Raw genomic sequence first — 18666 nt, forward strand, 5'->3', positions numbered from 1 at the left:
TCGATGACTCACGGGAGCGCGGACACCGACACCATCGTCGCGGCGATCCGGCGGGCGTGCCGGGCACCGTCCCTGCACAACAGCCAGCCGTGGCGGTGGATCGTCGACGACGCATCGGTCGACCTGTTCGCCGACCACCGCCGGGTGGTGCGCTCCACCGACAGGTCGGGACGTGAGGCGCTCATCAGTTGCGGTGCGGCGCTTGATCACTTCCGGATCGCGATGGCCGCGTCAGGGTGGCGTACCGAAGCCGACCGGTTCCCCGACCCGGGTGAACGGGACCACCTGGCATCGATCACCTTCACCCCCGCGCCGAACGTGACGGCGGCCGACCGCGAACTCGCCGCGGCGATCCTGCGGCGCCGCACCGATCGGCTGCCGTTCCGCGCGCCCGAGCGTTGGGAGACGTTCGAGATCGCGTTGCGGCGAAGCATCGAATCCGGTCCCGTGGCGCTGGTGGTGCTGAGCGACCGATCACGGCCGATACTGGCCGAGGCATCCCGGCTGACCGAGTCGCACCGGCGCCACGATGCCTATTACCGCGACGAACTGCGTTGGTGGACAGAGCCTCACCGGCCCTACCGAGGTGTGCCGCCGAGTGCGCTGGTGTCCGAGGAGGAACAGGGACGCGTCGACATCGGCCGCACGTTCCCGGTGACCTGGCACGGTGATCGGTGCCCCGAGGTGCGCGCCGACGAAGCGAAGATCCTCGTGCTGAGCACACCGGGAGACGGCCGCGCCGACGCACTCCGGTGCGGCGAGGCGCTGTCGACCGTTCTGTTGGTGTGCACGGTGGCCGGGCTCGCCACCTGCCCGTTGACCCATGTCACCGAACTGCCGCAGAGCCGCGCCGCGATCGCGGGCCTGATCGGGGACCGGGGAGTCCCGCAGGCCCTGATCCGGGCGGGCAGAGCCCCGGACGTCGAGGAGACGAGGGCGCCGACACCGCGACTTCCCTCGAGCGACGTCATCCAGATTCGTCGATCGAACCAGTGGGAGGAGTGACATGGAAGCGAACGGCAGCGGCATCCTGGTGGGTGTCGACGGTTCGGCGGAATCCGACGCCGCCATCCGCTGGGCGACCCATGAGGCGGTGATGCGCCGGGTGCCGCTGACGCTGACGCACGTCGTGGCCGCCGTGGCGGCGAGTTCGCCGGTCGGGCCGATCCTGGCCGAGATCTGCGCATGGCAGCAGGACAACGCCCGCCACGTTCTCGAACAGGCGCTCAAGACCGCACAGGCCTGCGCTCCCGACTCCCGTCTGCCCGACATCCGCACCGAGGTCCTCGGGTCGAGCGTGGTCCCGACCCTGGTGCACGAATCCGGCGAGAAGCAGATCGTCGCCGTCGGAAGCCGCGGAACCGGTGCGCTCGGCCGGCTGCTGCTCGGCTCGGTCAGCACCGGTCTGGTGCACCACGCCCGCTGCCCGGTGGCCGTCATCCGGCCCGCACGCGGCGGGCGCCCGGACGAAGACGCGCCCGTCCTGCTCGGCATCGACGGGTCACCGGCCTCGGAGGCGGCGACCGCGATGGCTTTCGACGAAGCGGCACGGCGGGGGGTCGACCTGGTGGCGCTGCATGCCTGGAGCGACGTCTCGGTCTTCCCCATCGTGGGCAGGGATTGGCGCGCATACGAGAGCCAGGGCGACGAAGTCCTCGGCGAACGGCTCGCCGGCTGGCAGGAGCGGTATCCCGAGGTGCGGGTACACCGACGCCTGGTCTGCGACCAGCCCGCACGATGGCTGATCCGCGAGTCCGAGCACGCGCAACTGGTGGTGGTCGGAGTCCGCGGTCGGGGCGGCTTCGCAAGCCCCTGGCTGGGTTCGGTGAGCTCGGCCGTGGCCCAGTCCGCGGACACACCGGTGCTCGTGGTCCGCGCAACCCCGCCGGCATCCAGGGGTGCGGGCCGATGAGACGTTCCGGCGAACGCCCCGGACACGGACCGACGATCGTCACGCTCACGATGAACCCGGCCCTCGACATCACCACGAGCGCTCCACAGGTCCGGCCGACGAGCAAGATCCGTTGTGCCCGAGCCCGTTACGACCCGGGTGGCGGCGGGATCAACGTGGCCCGCACCGCCTTCGTGCTCGGCGAGTCGGTGTCGGCGGTGTTCCCCGTGGGCGGGCCGAGCGGCGACCTGCTCACCGAACTGCTGGGCAAGGCCGACGTTCCGTTCCGTCGCGTCGCGATCGGCGAGCCGACGCGCGAGAGCTTCACCGTCAACGACGACAGCAGCGGCCGGCAGTACCGTTTCATCCTCCCCGGCCCGTCCCTGACACCGCAGGAGCAGGCGAAGTGTCTGGAGGAACTGCGTTACGAGGCCCGGGTCGCGCAATTCGTCGTGGCCAGTGGCAGTCTGCCGCCGGGAGTTCCGCCGGACTTCTATCAGCGGGTCGCCGACATCTGTCGCGAACTCGGCGCGCGATTGATCCTCGACACGTCGGGCGATGCCCTCCAGCGGGTCCGTTCGGGAGTCTTCCTGCTCAAGGCCAGCGTGCGGGAACTCCGGGAGCGGGTCGGCAGGGAACTCCTCGACGAGGCCGATCAGTTGACCGCCGCACACGAACTCATCGACTCCGGCGTCGCCGAGATGGTGGTCGTCTCGCTGGGTTCGAAGGGTGCGCTGCTGGCCACGTCGCAGGACAGTCGACGTTTTCCGCCGGTACCGGTGGAGGCCGTCAGCGGTGTCGGCGCGGGCGACGCGATGGTGGCGGCGATCGTCGTGGGTCTGACGCGGGGATGGTCGCCGAGCAAGTCCGTGCAGTTCGGGATCGCCACGGGCGGGGCCATGTTGTTGACCCCGGGTACCGCGGTGTGCGAGCGATCCCAGGCGGAACGGCTCTTCGAGCTCGCCCCGGATCCCGAGGAGGTGGCCGTCAGCGCGAGCGGCGGTCCGATTCCGACCGGCCCGGCGCCCGGTACAGAGCGGCCCCCGCGGTGATTCCGGCCCCCGCGGCGACGATCAGGATCAGCGCCCCGGGCGGCAGGTCGGTCAACGCCCCCTTCAGCGCCGCGGCGAGCGAGGCGGTGTGGGCGTTCTCGTCGTCGGCGACGACGATCCGGCCGGCACCCAGATCGAGTCGCTCGGCGAGCGCGGCAGCGTAGTCGGGGCGTCCGGGCGCGGCGACCACGACGTCGACGTCGGGCACCCTCAGCCCGGCGTCGTCCAGACAGATCCGCGCGGCGTGCGCCGCCGCCTCGGCGAGGCGGTCGTCGAGGTCGCCGGATTCGGTGAACCGCAACACGTTGCGCGCATCCGCCGAACCCACGGTGGCGCGGAAGGACTTCCCGTCGTCGGGGTCGCTCACCCAGCTCACCCGCCCGAGCCCCGAGTCGTCGTCGGTCCAGTCGCACAGCAGCGCCGCCCCGACGGGCGAGAACGGGAAGTGTCTGCTCATCCCCCGGCCGGGGTCGGCGTCGCCGGCGGTGATCAGCGCGTGGGTGGCCGCCCGTGACCGCAGGAAGCCGTCGACCACCTGAAGCCCGGTGAGGACACCACAGCTGCCGTTGGAGATGTCGAACGAGAACGTGCCGTGCGCACCGTCGCGCAGGCCGTCGTGGGGATCCTCGGGATTGGCGCCGATGTCCTCCTGGATCAGCGCCGCGAGCGCGGGCTCCCCCAGGTTCTTGTCCCGGTAGATCCCGGCGTTGACGAGGAGGCTGAGATCGTCGGGATCCCGCCGCGCGGCGTCGAGACACGATCTCGCGGCCGCGACGGCCAGATGCAGGGCACTGTGCCGGTCCCGCCAGCCGCCGCGCGTCACCGCGACCTGATCAATGATGGTGCCCATAGCGTTTCACCAGATCCTCGTCCACCTCGATGAGTACCACCCCGATCTCGAGCCCCGACGCCAGCGCGATGAGCGCGATCGTCTCGCCGGGTTGGATGCGGCCGGCCTCCAGTTCTTCGACGAGCGCGACCGTGTGTGTCGTCGAAGCCGTGTTCCCGTAGCGGTCGACGGTGATCACCGCGTCGTGGCGGGGGGCGTCGCCGAAGACCGCCGACATCTCGGCCATACCCTTGCGGATGGCACGCGCCGAGGTCTGGTGGGTGATCACATGGTCGATGTCGTGGATGGCGATCCCCGCGGCGTCCAGGACCTCGTGCAGCAGCAGCGGTGTGTCGGCGATCGCCGCGCGCTGGATCGCCCGGGAGTCGGTGAACATCCTCGCCCCCGGGTCTCGGCCCTTGGGGTAGGCCAGGCACAGCCGGCTGTGGTCGGCGATCGTCGTGAAGCCGGCGAGGGTGATCGAGCCCGAGTCGGCGCCGGCGCGTTCGAGCAGCAGGGCCGCCCCGGCGTCACCCAGCGTCAAGCACGCGAGCTCTCGGCTCATGATGGTCCGTATGTGGCGGGCGGCGTTGCGACCCAACTGGGAGATGTACTCGCCGCTGACCACCAGCCCGCTCCGCACGACGCCCTGCCGGATCCAGTTGTTCAGAACCGTGACGCCCGTGAGCATTCCGGCGCAGGCGTTCGACAGGTCGAACGTCATCGCCCGGTGTGCGCCGATCGCGTGGGCGACCGCGCTGCTCATGGTCGGCTCCACCCACTGGGTCAGGCCGCCGTGGAATTTCGTGATGCTGCAGCTGATCACGACGTCGATGTCGGAGGCCGGCGACCCCGCCCTGTCCAGGCAGTCGCGCGCCGCCGTGGTCGCCAGACTGTAGGAGTCCTCGTCCCCCACGGACACCCGGCGCTCGTGAATGCCGGTGAGGCGTTCGAGGTCGATGTGCGTGTTGTGACGGGTCGACGCCATCAGCTCGTCGGTCGTCAGACGGGTGGGGGGTAGATGCCGGCCCGCCGCGGCCACCCGGGTGCGGTACGGCGCCCCACCGCCTTTCGTCGAGTGGTCCATCACCAGCCAGTGTGTGGTCACGAACGTCACCTCCCGCTGTGATGGTCGATCATCACGGCGTCACCCGGCCAGGGCATTTGGACCCTTGCCGACGGTCCGACGGCCCCTGTCGGATCGCGGTGAGCACGGCGTCGACCGCATCCGGAACCGCGGCCTGCACCGCCGTGGACAAACCCACCCCGAAACCGACGTCGGCGACCTCGACGGCGAGCACCAGGAGGTCGTGGGGCATCCGGTTCAGCGCCCGGCCGAGCTCGACCACGGTGGCGAGGTCCATGCCGTGGGAGCTCACCGGCGGTGACGACAGGAGCCGGTCAGCGGTGCACCGGTGGATCCGGCCCGGCACGGAGGGTGTCGCGACCGCCGCGTCGACCACGACCGCGAGCCGGGCCCCGGCCCACGCGTCGAGGATCTCGCACGGGTCGTCGACCACGTACCGGACCCGGACACCGGGTGCGACTCGCGCCCCGACGGCCGCTGCGACGGCCGGGCCCACCCCGTCGTCGCGGCGATGACCGTTGCCGACGCCGATCACGACGCTGTCACCGGTCACGACGAGCCACCGCTCATCTGCGTTCGACGGTGAGGGTCAGGAAGTGGGCCGAACACGAGATGCACGGGTCGTGGTTGCGGATCGACCGCTCGCACAGCGACGTCAGCGTTGCGTCGTCGAGGGTCAGGTTGCCTGCCACCAGCTGGGCCATCTCGTATTCGATGGCGGCCTGGTTCTGCGCTGTCGGCGGCACCATCGTCGCCGCGCTGATCAGACCGTCGTCGTCGATCTCGTAGCGGTGGTACAGCAGCCCGCGCGGCGCTTCGCTGACACCGTGCCCCACCCCGGCGCGTGGTGCGACGTGGACGAACGGGCGCGCAGGCCGCTCGTACTCGTCGATGATGCGCAGCGCCTCCTCGATCGCGTAGACGATCTCCACAGCGCGGACCACGATGCTGCGGAACGGGTTTCGGCACTGCGCGCCGAGGCCCGCCTCCGCGGCGGCCTGTCGGGCCGTCGCCGAGAGGGTCGCCGAGTTCAGTGCGTACCGCGCCAGGGGCCCGGTCAGATAGCGCTCGCCGTCGAGCGTCGCGTGCAGCGCGGTGGAGTGGGGCACCTGGCTCTCCCGCACGTGTTCGCCGAACTCGGCCACCGGGAAACCGGGTCCGGTGCTGCGGCGGATCGTGCCGTCCTCGATCGCGTACCGGTCCGGTTGGGTCAGCGCGAGGAACTCGTGGTCGAATTCCACCTCGGGGCAGTCGAATGCGGCCACGGAGCGAACTGTGAAGAGGGCGTCGTCCAGCGCGCGCCGCAACTGTTCGGCGAGGGGCTCGAGCTCATCACGGCGCGGCACCGAGTAGAAGCCGCCCAGCCGGACGTTGATCGGATGGATCGAGCGTCCGCCGAGCTGCTCCATGAGCCGGTTCCCGGCCTTCTTCAGGGCGAGCCCGCGCTCCAGGAGCTCCCGGTGGTCCTTGGCGAAACTGATGGCGTCGGGGTAACCGAGGAAGTCGGGCGCATGCAGCAGATAGATGTGCAGCGCGTGGCTGTGGATCCACTCCCCGCAGTACAGCAGCCGACGCAGCTCGATCAGCTCAGGGTCGAGCGTCACCCCACACGCAGCCTCGATGGCGTTGCAGGCACTCACCTGGTAGGCCACCGGACAGATGCCGCACACCCGCGCGGTGAGGTCGGGCGGTTCGGTGTAGGCCCGTCCGCGCAGGAAGGCCTCGAAGAACCGCGGTGGCTCGTAGATGTTCAGTTCGACGGTGTCGACCGTGCCGTCGGTCAACGTGACATGCAGCGCGCCTTCACCTTCCACCCGGGTCAGCGCACCGACCGTCAGGGTGCGGATCTCGGGGTTCACGAGTCGTTCCGGTGCTCGGCGAACCGGGCCACGTTGAACGTCGAGAACACCCGCTCGACGTCACCGCCCGACATCCCGTCGCGGCGCAGCACCGGGATGAGCGCGGCAGTGTTCGGCGTCGCCGCGGGCCCGAAGCATCCGTAGCAGCCGCGGTGGTACGTCGGACACAGTGCGCCGCAACCGGCGTGGGTCACCGGACCCAGGCAGGGCACGCCCTCGGCCACCATCACGCACGTCACCCCGCGCAGTTTGCATTCGGTGCACACCGTCTTGGCAGGCAACCGCGGTTTACGCCCCACGAGCAGTGCGGCGAGGGTGTCGAGCAGCTGTCCGCGGTCGATCGGGCAGCCCTGCAGCTGATAGTCGACCTCGACGTGCGCCGCGGCGGGAGTGGAGGTCGCCAGCGTGTCGATGTAGTCGGGCCGGGCGTAGACGACCGAGGCGAACTCCTCGACGTCGGCGAAGTTGCGCAGCGCCTGCACTCCGCCTGCGGTCGCGCACGCACCGATGGTGACCAGCACCTTCGACTGCTCGCGGATCTCCCGGATGCGCCGCTGGTCCGCCGCGGTGGTGATCGACCCCTCGACCAGCGACACGTCGTAGGGACCGCCCAGGATCGCGCTGGACGCCTCCAGGAAGGTGGCGATCTGCACCTGACCGGCGAGGGTGAGCAGGTCGTCCTCGCAGTCCAGCAGGGTCAGCTGGCAGCCGTCACAGGAGGCGAACTTCCAGACCCCGAGCGTGGGTGGGCTCATCTACAGCTCCTCGACCTGCAGCAGTGGCTCGGCGACGTCGTACCCCACGACGGGTCCGTCGCGGCACAGCAGCAGCGGGCCGAGCTGACAGTGCCCGCACCAGCCGATCCCGCACTGCATGTTCCGTTCGAGTGAGACGCGGATCTTATTGGGGGCGAGTCCTTTCCGAACCAGCTCCGCCGCGCTGTTGCGCATCATCGGTTCGGGACCGCACAGGAACGCGGTGGTGCGGTCCGGCCGGACGGGCAGGCGGCGCAGCGGCTCGGTGACGAACCCGACCTCGCCCGGCCAACCCTGGACGGGGACGTCGACGGTCAGGTGCACGTCGACGGCGCCGCTGTCCGCCCAGCGCCGGAGCTCGTCGGCGAACAGGAAGTCGTCCCGTGAGCGGGCGCCGGCGATGAGCGCCACCCTGCCGTAGCGGTCCCGCTCGGCCAGCGCGCCGAGCACCACCGGCCGGAGCGGCGCGAGGCCCACCCCGCCGGCCACGATGACCAGGTCGCGGCCCGCGGCATCGTCGAGTCCCCAGTCGGTGCCCAACGGTCCACGCATCCCGATCACGGTGCCGGGCTGCGCATCGTGCAGCGCCCGGCTCACGGCGCCGACCGCGCGGATGGTGTGCGTGACGGCATCGTCGGTGTCCGTAGGGGACCCGCTGACCGAGATCGCGACCTCCCCGATCCCGAAGGCGTAGAGCATCATGAACTCGCCGGGCTTTGGCGCGCGGAGCGGGTCGCCGACCGGTTCGAGGCAGAGGGTGGCCGAGTCGTGGTTCTCGGCGATGCGCGTGCGCACCCGGTAGGGCACCGGAGACATCGCCGAGGCCGGCGTCGGCGTGGTCATGGCGTCAGTCATCGGCGGCGTCCGCCCCGTCGGCCATCGTGGTCATCTCCGCGGTGATGTCGATCCCGGTGGGACACCAGGCGATACAGCGCCCACAGCCGACGCATCCGCTGCTGCCGAACTGGTCGTGCCAGGTGCCGAGTTTGTGGGTGAGCCAGTGCCGGTACCGCGACGGCGCCGACTGCCGGGTGCTTCCCTCGTGCACGAAGGTGAAGTCGAACTCGAAGCACGACGACCAGTGCATCCAGCGCTCGGCATGGTCGCCGGTGAGGTCGGTGACGTCCTCGACGCTGGTGCAGAAGCACGTCGGGCACACCATGGTGCAGTTTCCGCACGTCAGACACCTGCCGGCGACCTCGTCCCACTGGGACGATTCGCGCGACTCGATCAACAGCCGGCGCAGGTCCGTCTCCGGCATGTGGCGGCCCATGTGGTGCGCCGCCTCGCTCACCTCGGCGCGCGCCGCGTCGATCTCGTCCTGTTCGGCGTCGCGGTGGGTGACGGTGGCCAGCACGTCGGCGCCTTCGTCGCTGCCCACGTCCACGACGTAGCGGCGGCCGGACCCGTCGATGCGTTCGGTCAGCGCGAGGTCGTAGCCGGGACCGACGGCGGGGCCGGTGTTCATCGAGGCGCAGAAGCACAGTCCGCCGGGCTCGGTGCAGTTGACCGCGACGACGAAGATCCGGTTCAGGCGGCCGACGAAGCCCCGGTCCGGGTACGCACCCTGCCCCAGCACGCCGTCGAGGACACGGATCGCCGACAGGTCGCACGCCCGCACCCCGACGAAGGCGTACCTCGGCGGGTCCTCGGGTCGCTCACCGTCCGACGACCACACCCGCTGCCGGGGCGGATGGAGGAACTGCTTCCAAGACTGCGGGCCGGCGGAGTGCCCGAACAGCGCGTCGTCGTCGCGGCGGCGCAGGCGATACACCCCGGGGGCCACCTCCACCCCCCAACCGCGGGGCAACTCGTCGGCCGAGGTCAGTTCGGCGAGCACGATCGCGTTGTCCGACACGGTCGGGCCCACCACCCGGTAGCCGCGCCCGATCAGCGCGGCCACCAGTTGCTGCAACCCCGCAGCGTCGATCACCCCGACGCCCACAGGCCTATCGTGCCTTCAGCCTGGATCTGAGGTAGGGGCATTGGACCCTTTTTCCGTACACCGCGCCCCACACCGGCGGGGCGGACGTCACGCGGCGGTCCGGATATGCGACCGTCGGGTGTACGCAATCTCCGGAGTTGACCCAATGATCCACCATCTCGCCGTGCCCGCCCTGTTGAGGAGGGCGGCGCCGTCTCTGCTCCTGGTCGCCGCCGTGGCGGCAGGCGGCTGTCCCAGTCCGGCCGCGCCGTCGCCGCCGGCTCCGGCGCCCGCGGCGGCGGCGCCGTCGGCCGCACCCAAGGCCGCACCCACACCGCCGAAACTGCGCCTGGCGGCCGATCCCCTGCGGATCGTCGACGACCTCGTCGCCGATGAGCGGGCGCTGCGCGACCCGTCCCTTCCGGAGGCGTCGACGGTGGCGGCCGCGCGGCGTCAGCAACTGGCCTACCGCGCGTTGGGTCGTCACCCCGAATGGGATGCGCTCGTGCGGCCCCGGGTCCCGCCGTCGCTGATCGAGGTCTACGACCGCAACGTCAGCGCGCGGCGCCAGTTGACGGCGCTGAGCAAGGGCGACGCGAAACCGACCCTGCCGGCCTGGCGCATCGTCGCGCCGCGGCCCGCCGACGAACTGCTGGGTTACTACCGCAAGGCCGAGTCGACCTTCGGAGTCGGGTGGAACTATCTGGCGGCGATCAACCTGGTGGAGACGGCGTTCGGGCGCATCGCCGGGGTCAGTACGGCGGGCGCCCAGGGGCCCATGCAGTTCATGCCGGCGACATTCGCGGCCTACGGCGCGGGCGGCGACATCACCTCCCCGCACGACAGCATCATGGCCGCGGGCCGCTACCTCGCCGCGAACAACTTCGCCCACAACCCCGACGGTGCGCTGTGGCGGTACAACAACTCGAACGAGTACGTGCGGGCGATCAGCGATTACGCGGCGGCGCTGGCCCGCGACCCCGCGGCGTTCGAGGGCTTCTACCGGTGGGACGTCTACTACAACTCCACGGCCGGTGACGTGGTGTTGCCCATCGGCTACGCCGCGACCGCGCCGGTGCCGGTCCTCGACTACCTGGCCACCCACCCGCTCGAGCCGCCGGTCGTCCGGGTCCACGGCCGCAGCGAGAAGATCCTCGAAGAGCTGCTGCGTGTGCGCAACCACGCTGTGCGCGAACGCGTCCCGTCAGTCGCCGAGGCGGTCTCGAAGAAGTTCCTCGGGGTGCCGTACGGCCCCGACACCCTGGTCGGCTCCACGAACCGACCCGAGGAACTCGTCGTCAACGTCGAGGCGGTGGACTGCTTCACCTACGTCGACTACATCGAGGCGCTCAAACGCGCCGACGACCGCGAGGAGTTCGTCGACCGTCTCATCGACGTCCGGTACAAGGACGGTGTCGTCGGGTTCCGCACCAGGAGGCACTTCTTCACCGACTGGTCGGCCGCGACGCCCCCGATCGCCAAAGATGTGACCGCGGATCTCGGCGGCGGGGCCAAGACCGTGGCCAAACGCCTCAACAGGAAGAACGACGGCGGGGTGTACCTACCCGGGCTGCCGGAGGTGCCGCGTGACGTCACGTACATCCCGAGCGGAGAGATCGACGAGACGGTCGTGGACGGTCTGCGCACCGGTGACTACATCGGGGCGTACGCCGCGGACGGCGGTCTCGACGTCACGCACGTCGGGATCTACGTCGACACCCCGAATGGACCGACCGTGCGCAACGCCTCCTCGCTGCGGGAACACAACCGCGTGGTCGACGTCCCGTTCTTCGACTACATGCGGACCGTCCCGGGCATCGTGGTGCTGCGCCCGACGCAGTGACGCGGGGCCTGATCCCGTCACTCGACCGCCAACTCCAGCCGTTCGAGTCGGCGCACGAGAAGGCTCGGCAACCAGCGACCGACGTCGACGGCTTCCACGCGGGAGGTCCGATCGAGGAGATGACGGACGACGATTCCCGCCTCAAGCCTGGCCAGCGCCGCCCCGACGCAGAAGTGCGCGCCCCTGCCGAACGCGATGTGTCCCTTGCCGGCTGGGCGATCGAGTCGGAACTCCCCGGGCCGGTCGAAGTGGGACGGATCGCGGTTGGCCGCACCCCAGAGCAGCAGCAGCCGGGACCCCGCCGGCAGGTCGACGCCACAGAGCGCGGTGTCGCGGACGACGTGCCGGTAATGGCCGCGAAACGGCGGCTCGCAGCGCAGCACCTCCTCGAGGAATGCGTCGAGCAGTTCGGGCCGGTCGCGGACCTGCTGCTGAATGTCCGGACGTGTGGCGAGTGTCCATGCGGCAGAACCGATGAGCGACGCCGTCGACTCGCCGCCGGCACTGAACAGGGTGATCATCATGGCCAACGCGGTCATGTCGTCCAGCACACCATCGGCAACTGCGGCCGCGAGGTCGCCGAGCAGGTTGTCCTGCGGATCGGCCGCGGCGCGCTGGAACTGGTCGGTGATGTAGCCACTCAACTCCAGCACCGCGACGGTGGCGGCGTTCAGTTGCTCCTGTGTGACCAGCCCCTCGACGACCTGGGTGGCCGAGTAGCCCCACCGGATCAGCGTCTCGATATCGGCGTCGGGCACGCCGATGATCCGCCCGACGATCATCATCGGAAGCCGGTTGGCCACGGCACCCATCCATTCGATGCGGCCGTCTCGGAGGTGGGTGTCCCAGAGCTGGGTCGCCGTGTCACCGATGAACGGCTCGAACGCCCGGATGCGTTTGACCGCCAACTGCGGGAGCAACGCCTTCCGATGGACGGCGTGTGCCGGCTCGTCGGCGGTGGCCAGCGCCTGCGTCGCGCCGCCGAGTTCACCGACGTGGAACTCGGACACGGTTCCGCCGGGCTGGTACAGCATGGTCGCGGTCAGATTCGACGAGAAGTCGTCGCAGCGGGCGATCGCCTCGGTCACGGCGTCCCACCCGCTCACCGCGTAGAAGCCGGACGCGCCGATGCGGTGGACGGCACCGGCCCGGTGCATCCGCGCGTAGAGCGGACCCGGGTCCTGGATGTACCGATCCTCGAAGAGGGCGAGCCCGAGGGCACCATCCGGTGACGTCATCGCTTCACGCTGCGCGGCGCGGCGACGCCGCGTCAACGGGTGCCGGCGAAGTTGACATCCGACGCCCGCGCTCCGGCGCGACTCTGTCTCAGCGGGTCCGGCCACCCTGCGCGAACGCTGAAACATCGCGCCCTGTTCGTCTCAGATCTGAGATACTTCACGCCTACCGACACGGGGGTGTGCGATGGTTCGCGACGACTGGGTGGTGGGCGGTGACCGCCGCGACGCGGCGGCGGAACGCATCTACGCAGCCGCGGTCGACCTCGTCGTGTCCGACGGCCTGGACGCGTTCGACATCGACACGCTGGCGAGGCGACTCCACTGCTCCAGGGCCACCGTCTACCGCTACGCCGGAGGAAAGGCCCAGATCCGCGACGCGGTGCTGACCCGCCTTGCCGCAGGCGTCATCGACACGGTCCGCCACGCCGTCGCGGACCGCAGCGGTGCGGACCGCGTCGTCACCGCGATCGTGGTGGCGCTCGAAGAGATCCGTTCCGATCCCATGAGGAAACTGCTCATGAGCGCGGCGAGCGCACCTGGACTCGCAGAGCTGCATTCGTCACCGGTGCTGCATCACCTCGCCGCCGATCTCACCGGGATCACCGACGACGACCCCGTGGCGGCGCAGTGGATCGTGCGCGTGGTGATGTCGCTGGCGTACTGGCCCAGCCACAACCCACGTGAGGAACGAGAGATGCTGCGCCGCTTCGTCACGCCGGCGTTCGGCGATCCGCCCGAGCGCTCCGGTGCGTGATCCCGTCGACACCCCGGCCGCGGCGGAGGTAGCGTCGCACCGTTCACCACAGACGACTTCCCCACGCCCAAGCCAGGAGGCATGGTGGAGCTGGTAGGCCGACGCGCCGAACGCCGACTGCTCGATGAGTCACTTGCTGCCGTGCGGGCCGGGCAGAGCCGGGTACTCGTCGTCTGCGGTGAACCCGGTATCGGGAAAACCGCTCTGCTCGACGAGATGGCGGGCAGAGCCGGTGGTTGCCGCGTCGTCCGCATCGCGGGCGTCGAGTCCGAGATGGATTTCGCGTTCTCCGCGCTGCATCAGGTGTGTACCTCTATCGCGGAGCCGATGGACACCATCCCCGGACCGCAGCGCGACGCTCTGTGCGTCGCGCTGGGTGAGCGCGACGGCCCTGCACCGGATCCCTTCCTCGTCGGACTCGCCGTACTCAACCTGATGTCGGAGGCGGCGCGGCACCACGGACTGCTGCTGCTCGTCGACGACCAGCACTGGCTCGACCAGGCTTCGGCCCGGGTTCTGGGATTTGTCGCCCGCCGACTCGGTGCGGAATCCGTCGGTGTCGTGTTCGCGACCCGGTTCATCGGTGACGAACTGCGGGGTCTGCCCGAGTTGACCCTCGGACGTCTCCCCGACGCGGACTCCCGAGCGCTGTTGAGCAAGAGCCTCGACGGCCCATTGGACCACCGTGTCCGCGACAGGATCATCGGCGAGGCGCGCGGAAATCCGTTGGCCTTGTTGGAGATTCCGCGGTCACTGGCCCGCGGTGAACTCGCGGGCGGATTCGGGGCGCCCGGCGCGCCCGCATCGCACAGCCTTGAAGGGACGTACCGGCGCCAACTCGAGGGACTGCCGCCGGGGACGCGGCGGCTGCTGGCCCTGGCCGCCGCCGATCCAGCCGGTGACCCGTCGCTGCTGTGGCGTGCCGCCGAGGTTCTGGGGCTCGACAGTGCCGCCTCAGGCCCCGCGATCGACGCCGGCCTGGCCGAGATCGGCAGCCGGGTGCTCTTCCGCCATCCGCTCATCCGCTCGACCGCCTACCGGTGCGTGCCGTTGTCCGATCGACGGAGGATCCACGGCGCGCTGGCCGTGGTCACCGACCGCGACCTCGAGCCCGACCGCCGCGCATGGCATCTCGGCCACTCGGCGATCGGGCCCGACGATGCGGTCGCCGACGAGCTCGAGCGCTCGGCGAGCCGGATCAGGGCCAAAGGTGGTGTCACGGCCGCCGCGGCATTCCTCGAGCGGGCGGCGGCGCTGGCCGTCGACCCGGCACGCCGCGGAGAACTGGCCACCGCCGCGGCATCGGCGAAGGCGCAGGTTGGAGCGTTCGATGCGGCGCGCGACCTGCTGTCGATCGCCGACGCCGCGCCGGCCTCCGATCTTCAGCGCGCACGTACCGACTTGGTGCGAGCCCAACTCGCGCTCGTCAGCAGACACGGCAACGACGCAGCCCCGCTGCTGCTCACCGCCGCGCGGCGGTTGGAGGCCGTCGATGCGACGCAGGCCCGGGAGACATACCTGGACGCGATGTCCGCGGCGCTCTTCGCCGGCCGTCTCGCCTCCGAAGGCAGCATTCTCGAGGTGTCGAAGGCGGCCTGTGACGCGCCGCGTGCGCGCGGGGGCACAGGACCCGCCGACCTTCTCCTCGACGGGCTTGCCGCCCAATACTGTTCCGGTTTCGGCGAGGGGCTTGCGGTGTTGCGCGAAGCGATCCGCACCTTCGGCCGAGGAATGACCACCGAACAGGAGCTGCGGTGGATGGTGTTGGCCTGTCTGGCATCGTGTCGGGTCTGGGACATCGAGCGGCACGCCGCGCTGGCCACGCGGTACGTGGAACTCGCACGACGCTCGGGTTCGGTCACCCACCTCCCGCTTGCGTTGAGCAGCCGCGTCATCCCCCTGCTGTTCACCGGCGAGTTCGACCAGGCGGCCCAGACGACGGCGGAGATGCGCGCCGCCATCGAGGCGATGGGCGGGAGCCTGACTCCGTACAGCGAGATCGCCCTGACCGCGTGGCGAGGGCGGCACGTCGAACTGGCCGCGCTCGGTGACATCGCGCGTCGCGACGCGGAGACACGAGGGGAAGGGCACGGCCTGACGGTGATCGCATGGGCTGCGGCCGTTTCGGCCAACTCCCGCGGTGACTACCGGACAGCGCGCACCGCCGCAATGGACGCCGCGTCCTGCCTCGGCGACGGCGGGGCGTCGTGGTGGGCGTTGCCGGAACTCGTCGAGGCCGCGGCGCGTCTCGGGGACGTCGAGCTCGCGACGGCGACACTGGGGCGCCTGACCGAGATGACCACGCCGAGTGGCACCGACTGGGCCCTCGGTGTCGAGGCACGGTCCCGGGCACTGCTGACTGAGCGGACCGCCGCCGAAGAGCTCTACCGCGAGGCGATCGAACGTCTCGACAGGGCAGGACTGCGACCGGACCTCGGCAGGGCCCGGCTGCTGTACGGCGAGTGGCTGCGCCGACAACGCCGCCGCGTCGACGCGCGGGTGCAGTTGCGCACGGCTCACGAGCTCTTCGAGTCGATCGGCATGGCGGCGTTCTCGCAGCGGGCCGCGCGCGAACTGCTGGCAACCGGTGAGCACGCGCGTCGCCGCACCGTGGCGGCGACCTCGCCGCATGAGCTCACCGCCCAGGAGACGCAGATCGCGCGGCTGGCGCGTGACGGCATGTCGAACCCGGAGATCGGGGCACGGCTGTTCATCAGTGCCCGCACCGTGCAGTACCACCTGGGCAAGGTGTTCACCAAGCTCGGCATCGAGTCGCGCAGTCAGCTCGCGGCCGCGTTACCCGACACGCATGGACGCTGATTCGACTGGCCAGTGGCGGATGCGAACAGCCTGCCGCATCCGGACCATGTCCTCTGTCATCCGCCCACAGAGGAGTCCCCATGAAGATGCGTGCCGCCCGCATGTACGGCTACAAACAGCCCCTGCGCCTCGAGGAGATCGACGTCCCCGCCCCCGGGCCGGAGGAGGTCCTCGTCAGAGTCGGCGGTGCGGGCATGTGCCGCACAGACTTTCAGTTGATCGACGGGTACTTCGACAACGGCCTGGCGATGGACTTCCCGATCACCCCGGGACACGAGGTCGCGGGATGGGTCGACGGTCTGGGTGCGGCGGTGCCACGGTCGGCGGGGTTGTCCGAGGGTGATCAGGTGGTGGTGTTCGGCAGCTGGGGGGACGGCGCATGCCGCCAGTGCCACGAGGGCAACGAACAACTCTGCGCGCACGGGGTCTGGGCCGGGTTCGGCCGCCACGGCGGCTACCAGGAGTACCTGCCCGTCAACTACCGCTACCTGATCAAGATGCCGGCAAGCGGTGAACTGTCCCCCGACACCCTCGCGCCGCTGACCGACGCGGGCCTGACTCCGTACCGCGGACTCAAGAAGCTGCGCGCCGCAGGCCATCTCGGGGCCGGGCGCACGGTCGCGGTCAGTGGTATCGGCGGGCTCGGCAGCTATGGCGCCCAGTACGCGAAACTGCTGGGAGGCGGCGCCGACGTGGTCGCGTTCGCGCGCAGCGACGAGAAGCTGAAGATCGCCCTGGACAACGGGGTCGACCACGCCGTCAATGTCCGCGACAAGACCTCCGACGCGGTGCGCAGCGAACTCGAGGCGCTGACCGGACGGCCGGAACTCGACGCGGTCATCGAGTGCGCCGGTTCCGAGGAGGCCATCCGGCTGGCGTTCTCGCTCCTGGCGGCCGAGGGTGCCGTGGCGTCCGTCGGGTTGATCGGCAACCGTGTCGACATCCCGCTCTTTCCCCTAGTGGCCCGGGAGTACACCTACATCGGCTCGTTCTGGGGCAACTACAATGACCTGACCGAGGTGCTGGCGCTGGCCGCGGCAGGCAAGGTCAGGCATTCGGTGACCCGCGTGCGGTTCGACGACGTCAATGAGACACTCGAGGCGATCGCGCGGGGTGACATCCTGGGCCGCGCCGTCATCGTCTACGACTGACGGCAGCCCCCGATGCCGTCCGAGCACGTCACATCCAGAACCTCGCCGATGTTCGGGCCGGCTTCGCCGCGTGGCGGGCCGGAACGGTCAGTCCCTTCTGACTTACTCGCGAAACCGCGACGTGGGAGATCGCGGGCAATTCCGTCGCGTCGCGCGTGTTCGCCAGCCGGGAATACTTCCTGGCCAACGTGATGCCGCGGGACTGAGCTAGGGTGCCGCCATGCAGAAATTGACGGTACTGGCAATTGGGTTCGCGCTGGCCCTCGGCGTCGCTCCGGCGGCGACGGCAACTCCGGTGCCCCTGCAGCAGAACTCGTCGTGCGACCCCAACTACTCGGGGCCCTGCGTACCGGTCGACAGTGACGTCGACTGCGCCGGCGGCAGCGGTAACGGCCCCTCGTACGTGTCCGGCCCGGTCACGGTGGTGGGTACCGACATCTACGAACTCGATCGCGACGGTAACGGCACCGGCTGCGAATAGTGGGTGGTGACCGGCGCCGCCGATAGCCCGTCCGATTCCCGATCAGTGCGTATCGTCTCGAATGTTCACAGTTCGGGAGGGATGATCCGATGGGTCCGGCTGCCGCTGCCCTGCGTCACGTCCTGGTCGCGACGGATCTGTCGGAACCGGCGGCCGCGGCGGTCACCCGCGCCGCCCAGCTCGCCGACGAGCACGATGCCCGGCTCACCGCACTGCATGTGGAGCCCGCCGGGATGCGCACCGACTTCGCCGAGCCGGCGCGCGCCGCTGTCAGGGCATTGGTCGACGCACTGCTCGATCCCGCGACCCCCGACGACGCTGCCCCGACGATCACCGTCCGCCGGGGCAGGGCGGCCGTGGAGATCACCGCCGAAGCGGCCGACAGCGCAGCGGATCTCGTGGTCATAGGCGCCAGCGGCGAGCACGGACTCCTCGAGGCGCTTATTGGCAGCACGGCGGAGAACGTGGTGCGGATGAGTCCGGCCCCGGTGCTCGTCGTCAAGCGCCCGTCGCCGGCGCTGTACCAATCGGTCGTCCTGGCACTCGACACCACGACGCAGTCCGCCGAGGCGGCCCGCTTCGGCCTCGGGCTGACACCTGCGGCCGACCACGTCGTCGTCCATGTCAGCACCGTCGTCGGCGAGAGCCTGATGCACGCGTTCGGTGTGTCCGGCGCGGATGTCGAGGAGTTGCGCCGGGCCGCCCTCGACCAGGCGCGGCGAGAGATCTCGCGGTTGACCGGCACGCTGACCCCGTGTCCGCACGAGATCGCCGTGGTCGGGGGGCACCCGCCGACCGCACTCGAACATGCGGCCCAGTCCCTCGACGCCGACCTGATCGTGGTCGGAACCGGAGCCCGCTCGCCGGTGTCCTACGCCTTCCTCGGCAGCGTCGCGCAGCATGTGGTGCGGGAAGCGCACTGCGATGTGCTCGTCGTGCCCACGGTCGATGCCTGAGCGGGCCACCGGCGGCCATGCCGTGG

At 70.3% G+C, this 18666-nt stretch carries 17 protein-coding genes; 9 read left to right on the forward strand and 8 right to left on the reverse strand.

Annotated elements, in window-relative coordinates; translation table 11 throughout:
* Positions 1–3: 3 nt before the first annotated feature.
* Genes AU196_RS07080 through AU196_RS07090 form a run of 3 tightly spaced genes read left to right on the forward strand, consistent with a single transcriptional unit; the run spans position 4 to position 2943 of the window.
* Positions 4–1005 (forward strand): Acg family FMN-binding oxidoreductase, encoded by a 1002-nt coding sequence (locus AU196_RS07080; RefSeq protein WP_059094402.1) that lies wholly within the window; start codon positions 4–6, stop codon positions 1003–1005.
* Between the two features lies 1 nt (position 1006).
* Positions 1007–1912 (forward strand): universal stress protein, encoded by a 906-nt coding sequence (locus tag AU196_RS07085; RefSeq protein WP_059094403.1) that lies wholly within the window; start codon positions 1007–1009, stop codon positions 1910–1912.
* Positions 1909–2943 (forward strand): 1-phosphofructokinase family hexose kinase, encoded by a 1035-nt coding sequence (locus AU196_RS07090; protein ID WP_059094404.1) that lies wholly within the window; start codon positions 1909–1911, stop codon positions 2941–2943. The genes AU196_RS07085 and AU196_RS07090 overlap by 4 nt, the downstream gene beginning before the upstream one ends.
* Here AU196_RS07090 and AU196_RS07095 read toward each other — a convergent pair.
* From AU196_RS07095 to AU196_RS07125, 7 genes are read right to left on the reverse strand one after another with little or no spacing between them, the layout of a single operon-like run.
* Positions 2879–3793 (reverse strand): 3-oxoacyl-[acyl-carrier-protein] synthase III C-terminal domain-containing protein, encoded by a 915-nt coding sequence (locus AU196_RS07095; protein ID WP_059094405.1) that lies wholly within the window; start codon positions 3791–3793, stop codon positions 2879–2881. The two genes, AU196_RS07090 and AU196_RS07095, sit on opposite strands and share 65 nt — an antisense overlap.
* Positions 3777–4880, reverse strand: coding sequence for a 3-oxoacyl-ACP synthase III family protein (locus AU196_RS07100; protein ID WP_502687224.1), 1104 nt, complete (start codon positions 4878–4880; stop codon positions 3777–3779). The genes AU196_RS07095 and AU196_RS07100 overlap by 17 nt, the downstream gene beginning before the upstream one ends.
* A 31-nt stretch (positions 4881–4911) precedes the next feature.
* Positions 4912–5412: a hydrogenase maturation protease gene (locus AU196_RS07105; RefSeq protein WP_059094406.1), complete on the reverse strand. Its 501-nt coding sequence runs from the start codon at positions 5410–5412 to the stop codon at positions 4912–4914.
* Between the two features lie 13 nt (positions 5413–5425).
* Positions 5426–6718, reverse strand: coding sequence for a Ni/Fe hydrogenase subunit alpha (locus AU196_RS07110; RefSeq protein ID WP_059094407.1), 1293 nt, complete (start codon positions 6716–6718; stop codon positions 5426–5428).
* Positions 6715–7473 (reverse strand): NADH-quinone oxidoreductase subunit B family protein, encoded by a 759-nt coding sequence (locus AU196_RS07115; RefSeq protein ID WP_059094408.1) that lies wholly within the window; start codon positions 7471–7473, stop codon positions 6715–6717. Before AU196_RS07115 ends, AU196_RS07110 begins: the two co-directional genes overlap by 4 nt.
* Positions 7474–8328, reverse strand: coding sequence for an FAD/NAD(P)-binding protein (locus AU196_RS07120; RefSeq protein ID WP_059094409.1), 855 nt, complete (start codon positions 8326–8328; stop codon positions 7474–7476). It lies immediately after the preceding gene.
* Positions 8321–9418 carry a 4Fe-4S dicluster domain-containing protein gene (locus AU196_RS07125; protein ID WP_197415728.1) on the reverse strand — a complete coding sequence of 366 codons (1098 nt, stop codon included), beginning with the start codon at positions 9416–9418 and terminating at the stop codon, positions 8321–8323. Before AU196_RS07125 ends, AU196_RS07120 begins: the two co-directional genes overlap by 8 nt.
* 163 nt (positions 9419–9581) lie before the next feature.
* Here AU196_RS07125 and AU196_RS26325 point away from each other — a divergent pair, with 163 nt between their 5' ends.
* Positions 9582–11240: an N-acetylmuramoyl-L-alanine amidase-like domain-containing protein gene (locus AU196_RS26325; RefSeq protein WP_353647240.1), complete on the forward strand. Its 1659-nt coding sequence runs from the start codon at positions 9582–9584 to the stop codon at positions 11238–11240.
* Positions 11241–11257: 17 nt separating this feature from the next.
* On the opposite strand, the gene AU196_RS07135 is transcribed toward AU196_RS26325, so the two are convergent.
* Positions 11258–12478, reverse strand: coding sequence for a cytochrome P450 (locus AU196_RS07135; RefSeq protein ID WP_059094411.1), 1221 nt, complete (start codon positions 12476–12478; stop codon positions 11258–11260).
* 184 nt (positions 12479–12662) lie between these two features.
* Between AU196_RS07135 and AU196_RS07140 the strand changes: the two genes are divergently transcribed.
* The 5 genes from AU196_RS07140 (at position 12663) to AU196_RS07160 (ending at position 18640) form a co-directional block, all read left to right on the forward strand.
* Entirely contained in the window at positions 12663–13232 is a 570-nt protein-coding gene (locus AU196_RS07140) for a TetR/AcrR family transcriptional regulator (RefSeq protein ID WP_059094412.1), read from the forward strand.
* 81 nt (positions 13233–13313) lie between these two features.
* Positions 13314–16052 (forward strand): helix-turn-helix transcriptional regulator, encoded by a 2739-nt coding sequence (locus tag AU196_RS07145; protein ID WP_082695643.1) that lies wholly within the window; start codon positions 13314–13316, stop codon positions 16050–16052.
* A gap of 80 nt (positions 16053–16132) precedes the next feature.
* Complete coding sequence (locus AU196_RS07150; protein ID WP_082695644.1) at positions 16133–17203, forward strand: NAD(P)-dependent alcohol dehydrogenase; 1071 nt, start codon at positions 16133–16135, stop codon at positions 17201–17203.
* Between the two features lie 220 nt (positions 17204–17423).
* The gene (locus AU196_RS07155) at positions 17424–17684 is read left to right on the forward strand and encodes a hypothetical protein (protein ID WP_059094413.1); all 261 of its coding nucleotides are present in this window, start codon (positions 17424–17426) and stop codon (positions 17682–17684) included.
* Positions 17685–17773: 89 nt separating this feature from the next.
* Positions 17774–18640: a universal stress protein gene (locus AU196_RS07160; RefSeq protein ID WP_059094414.1), complete on the forward strand. Its 867-nt coding sequence runs from the start codon at positions 17774–17776 to the stop codon at positions 18638–18640.
* Positions 18641–18666: the final 26 nt, after the last annotated feature.

Source organism: Mycobacterium sp. IS-1742, from assembly GCF_001500125.1.
Lineage (GTDB): Bacteria > Actinomycetota > Actinomycetes > Mycobacteriales > Mycobacteriaceae > Mycobacterium.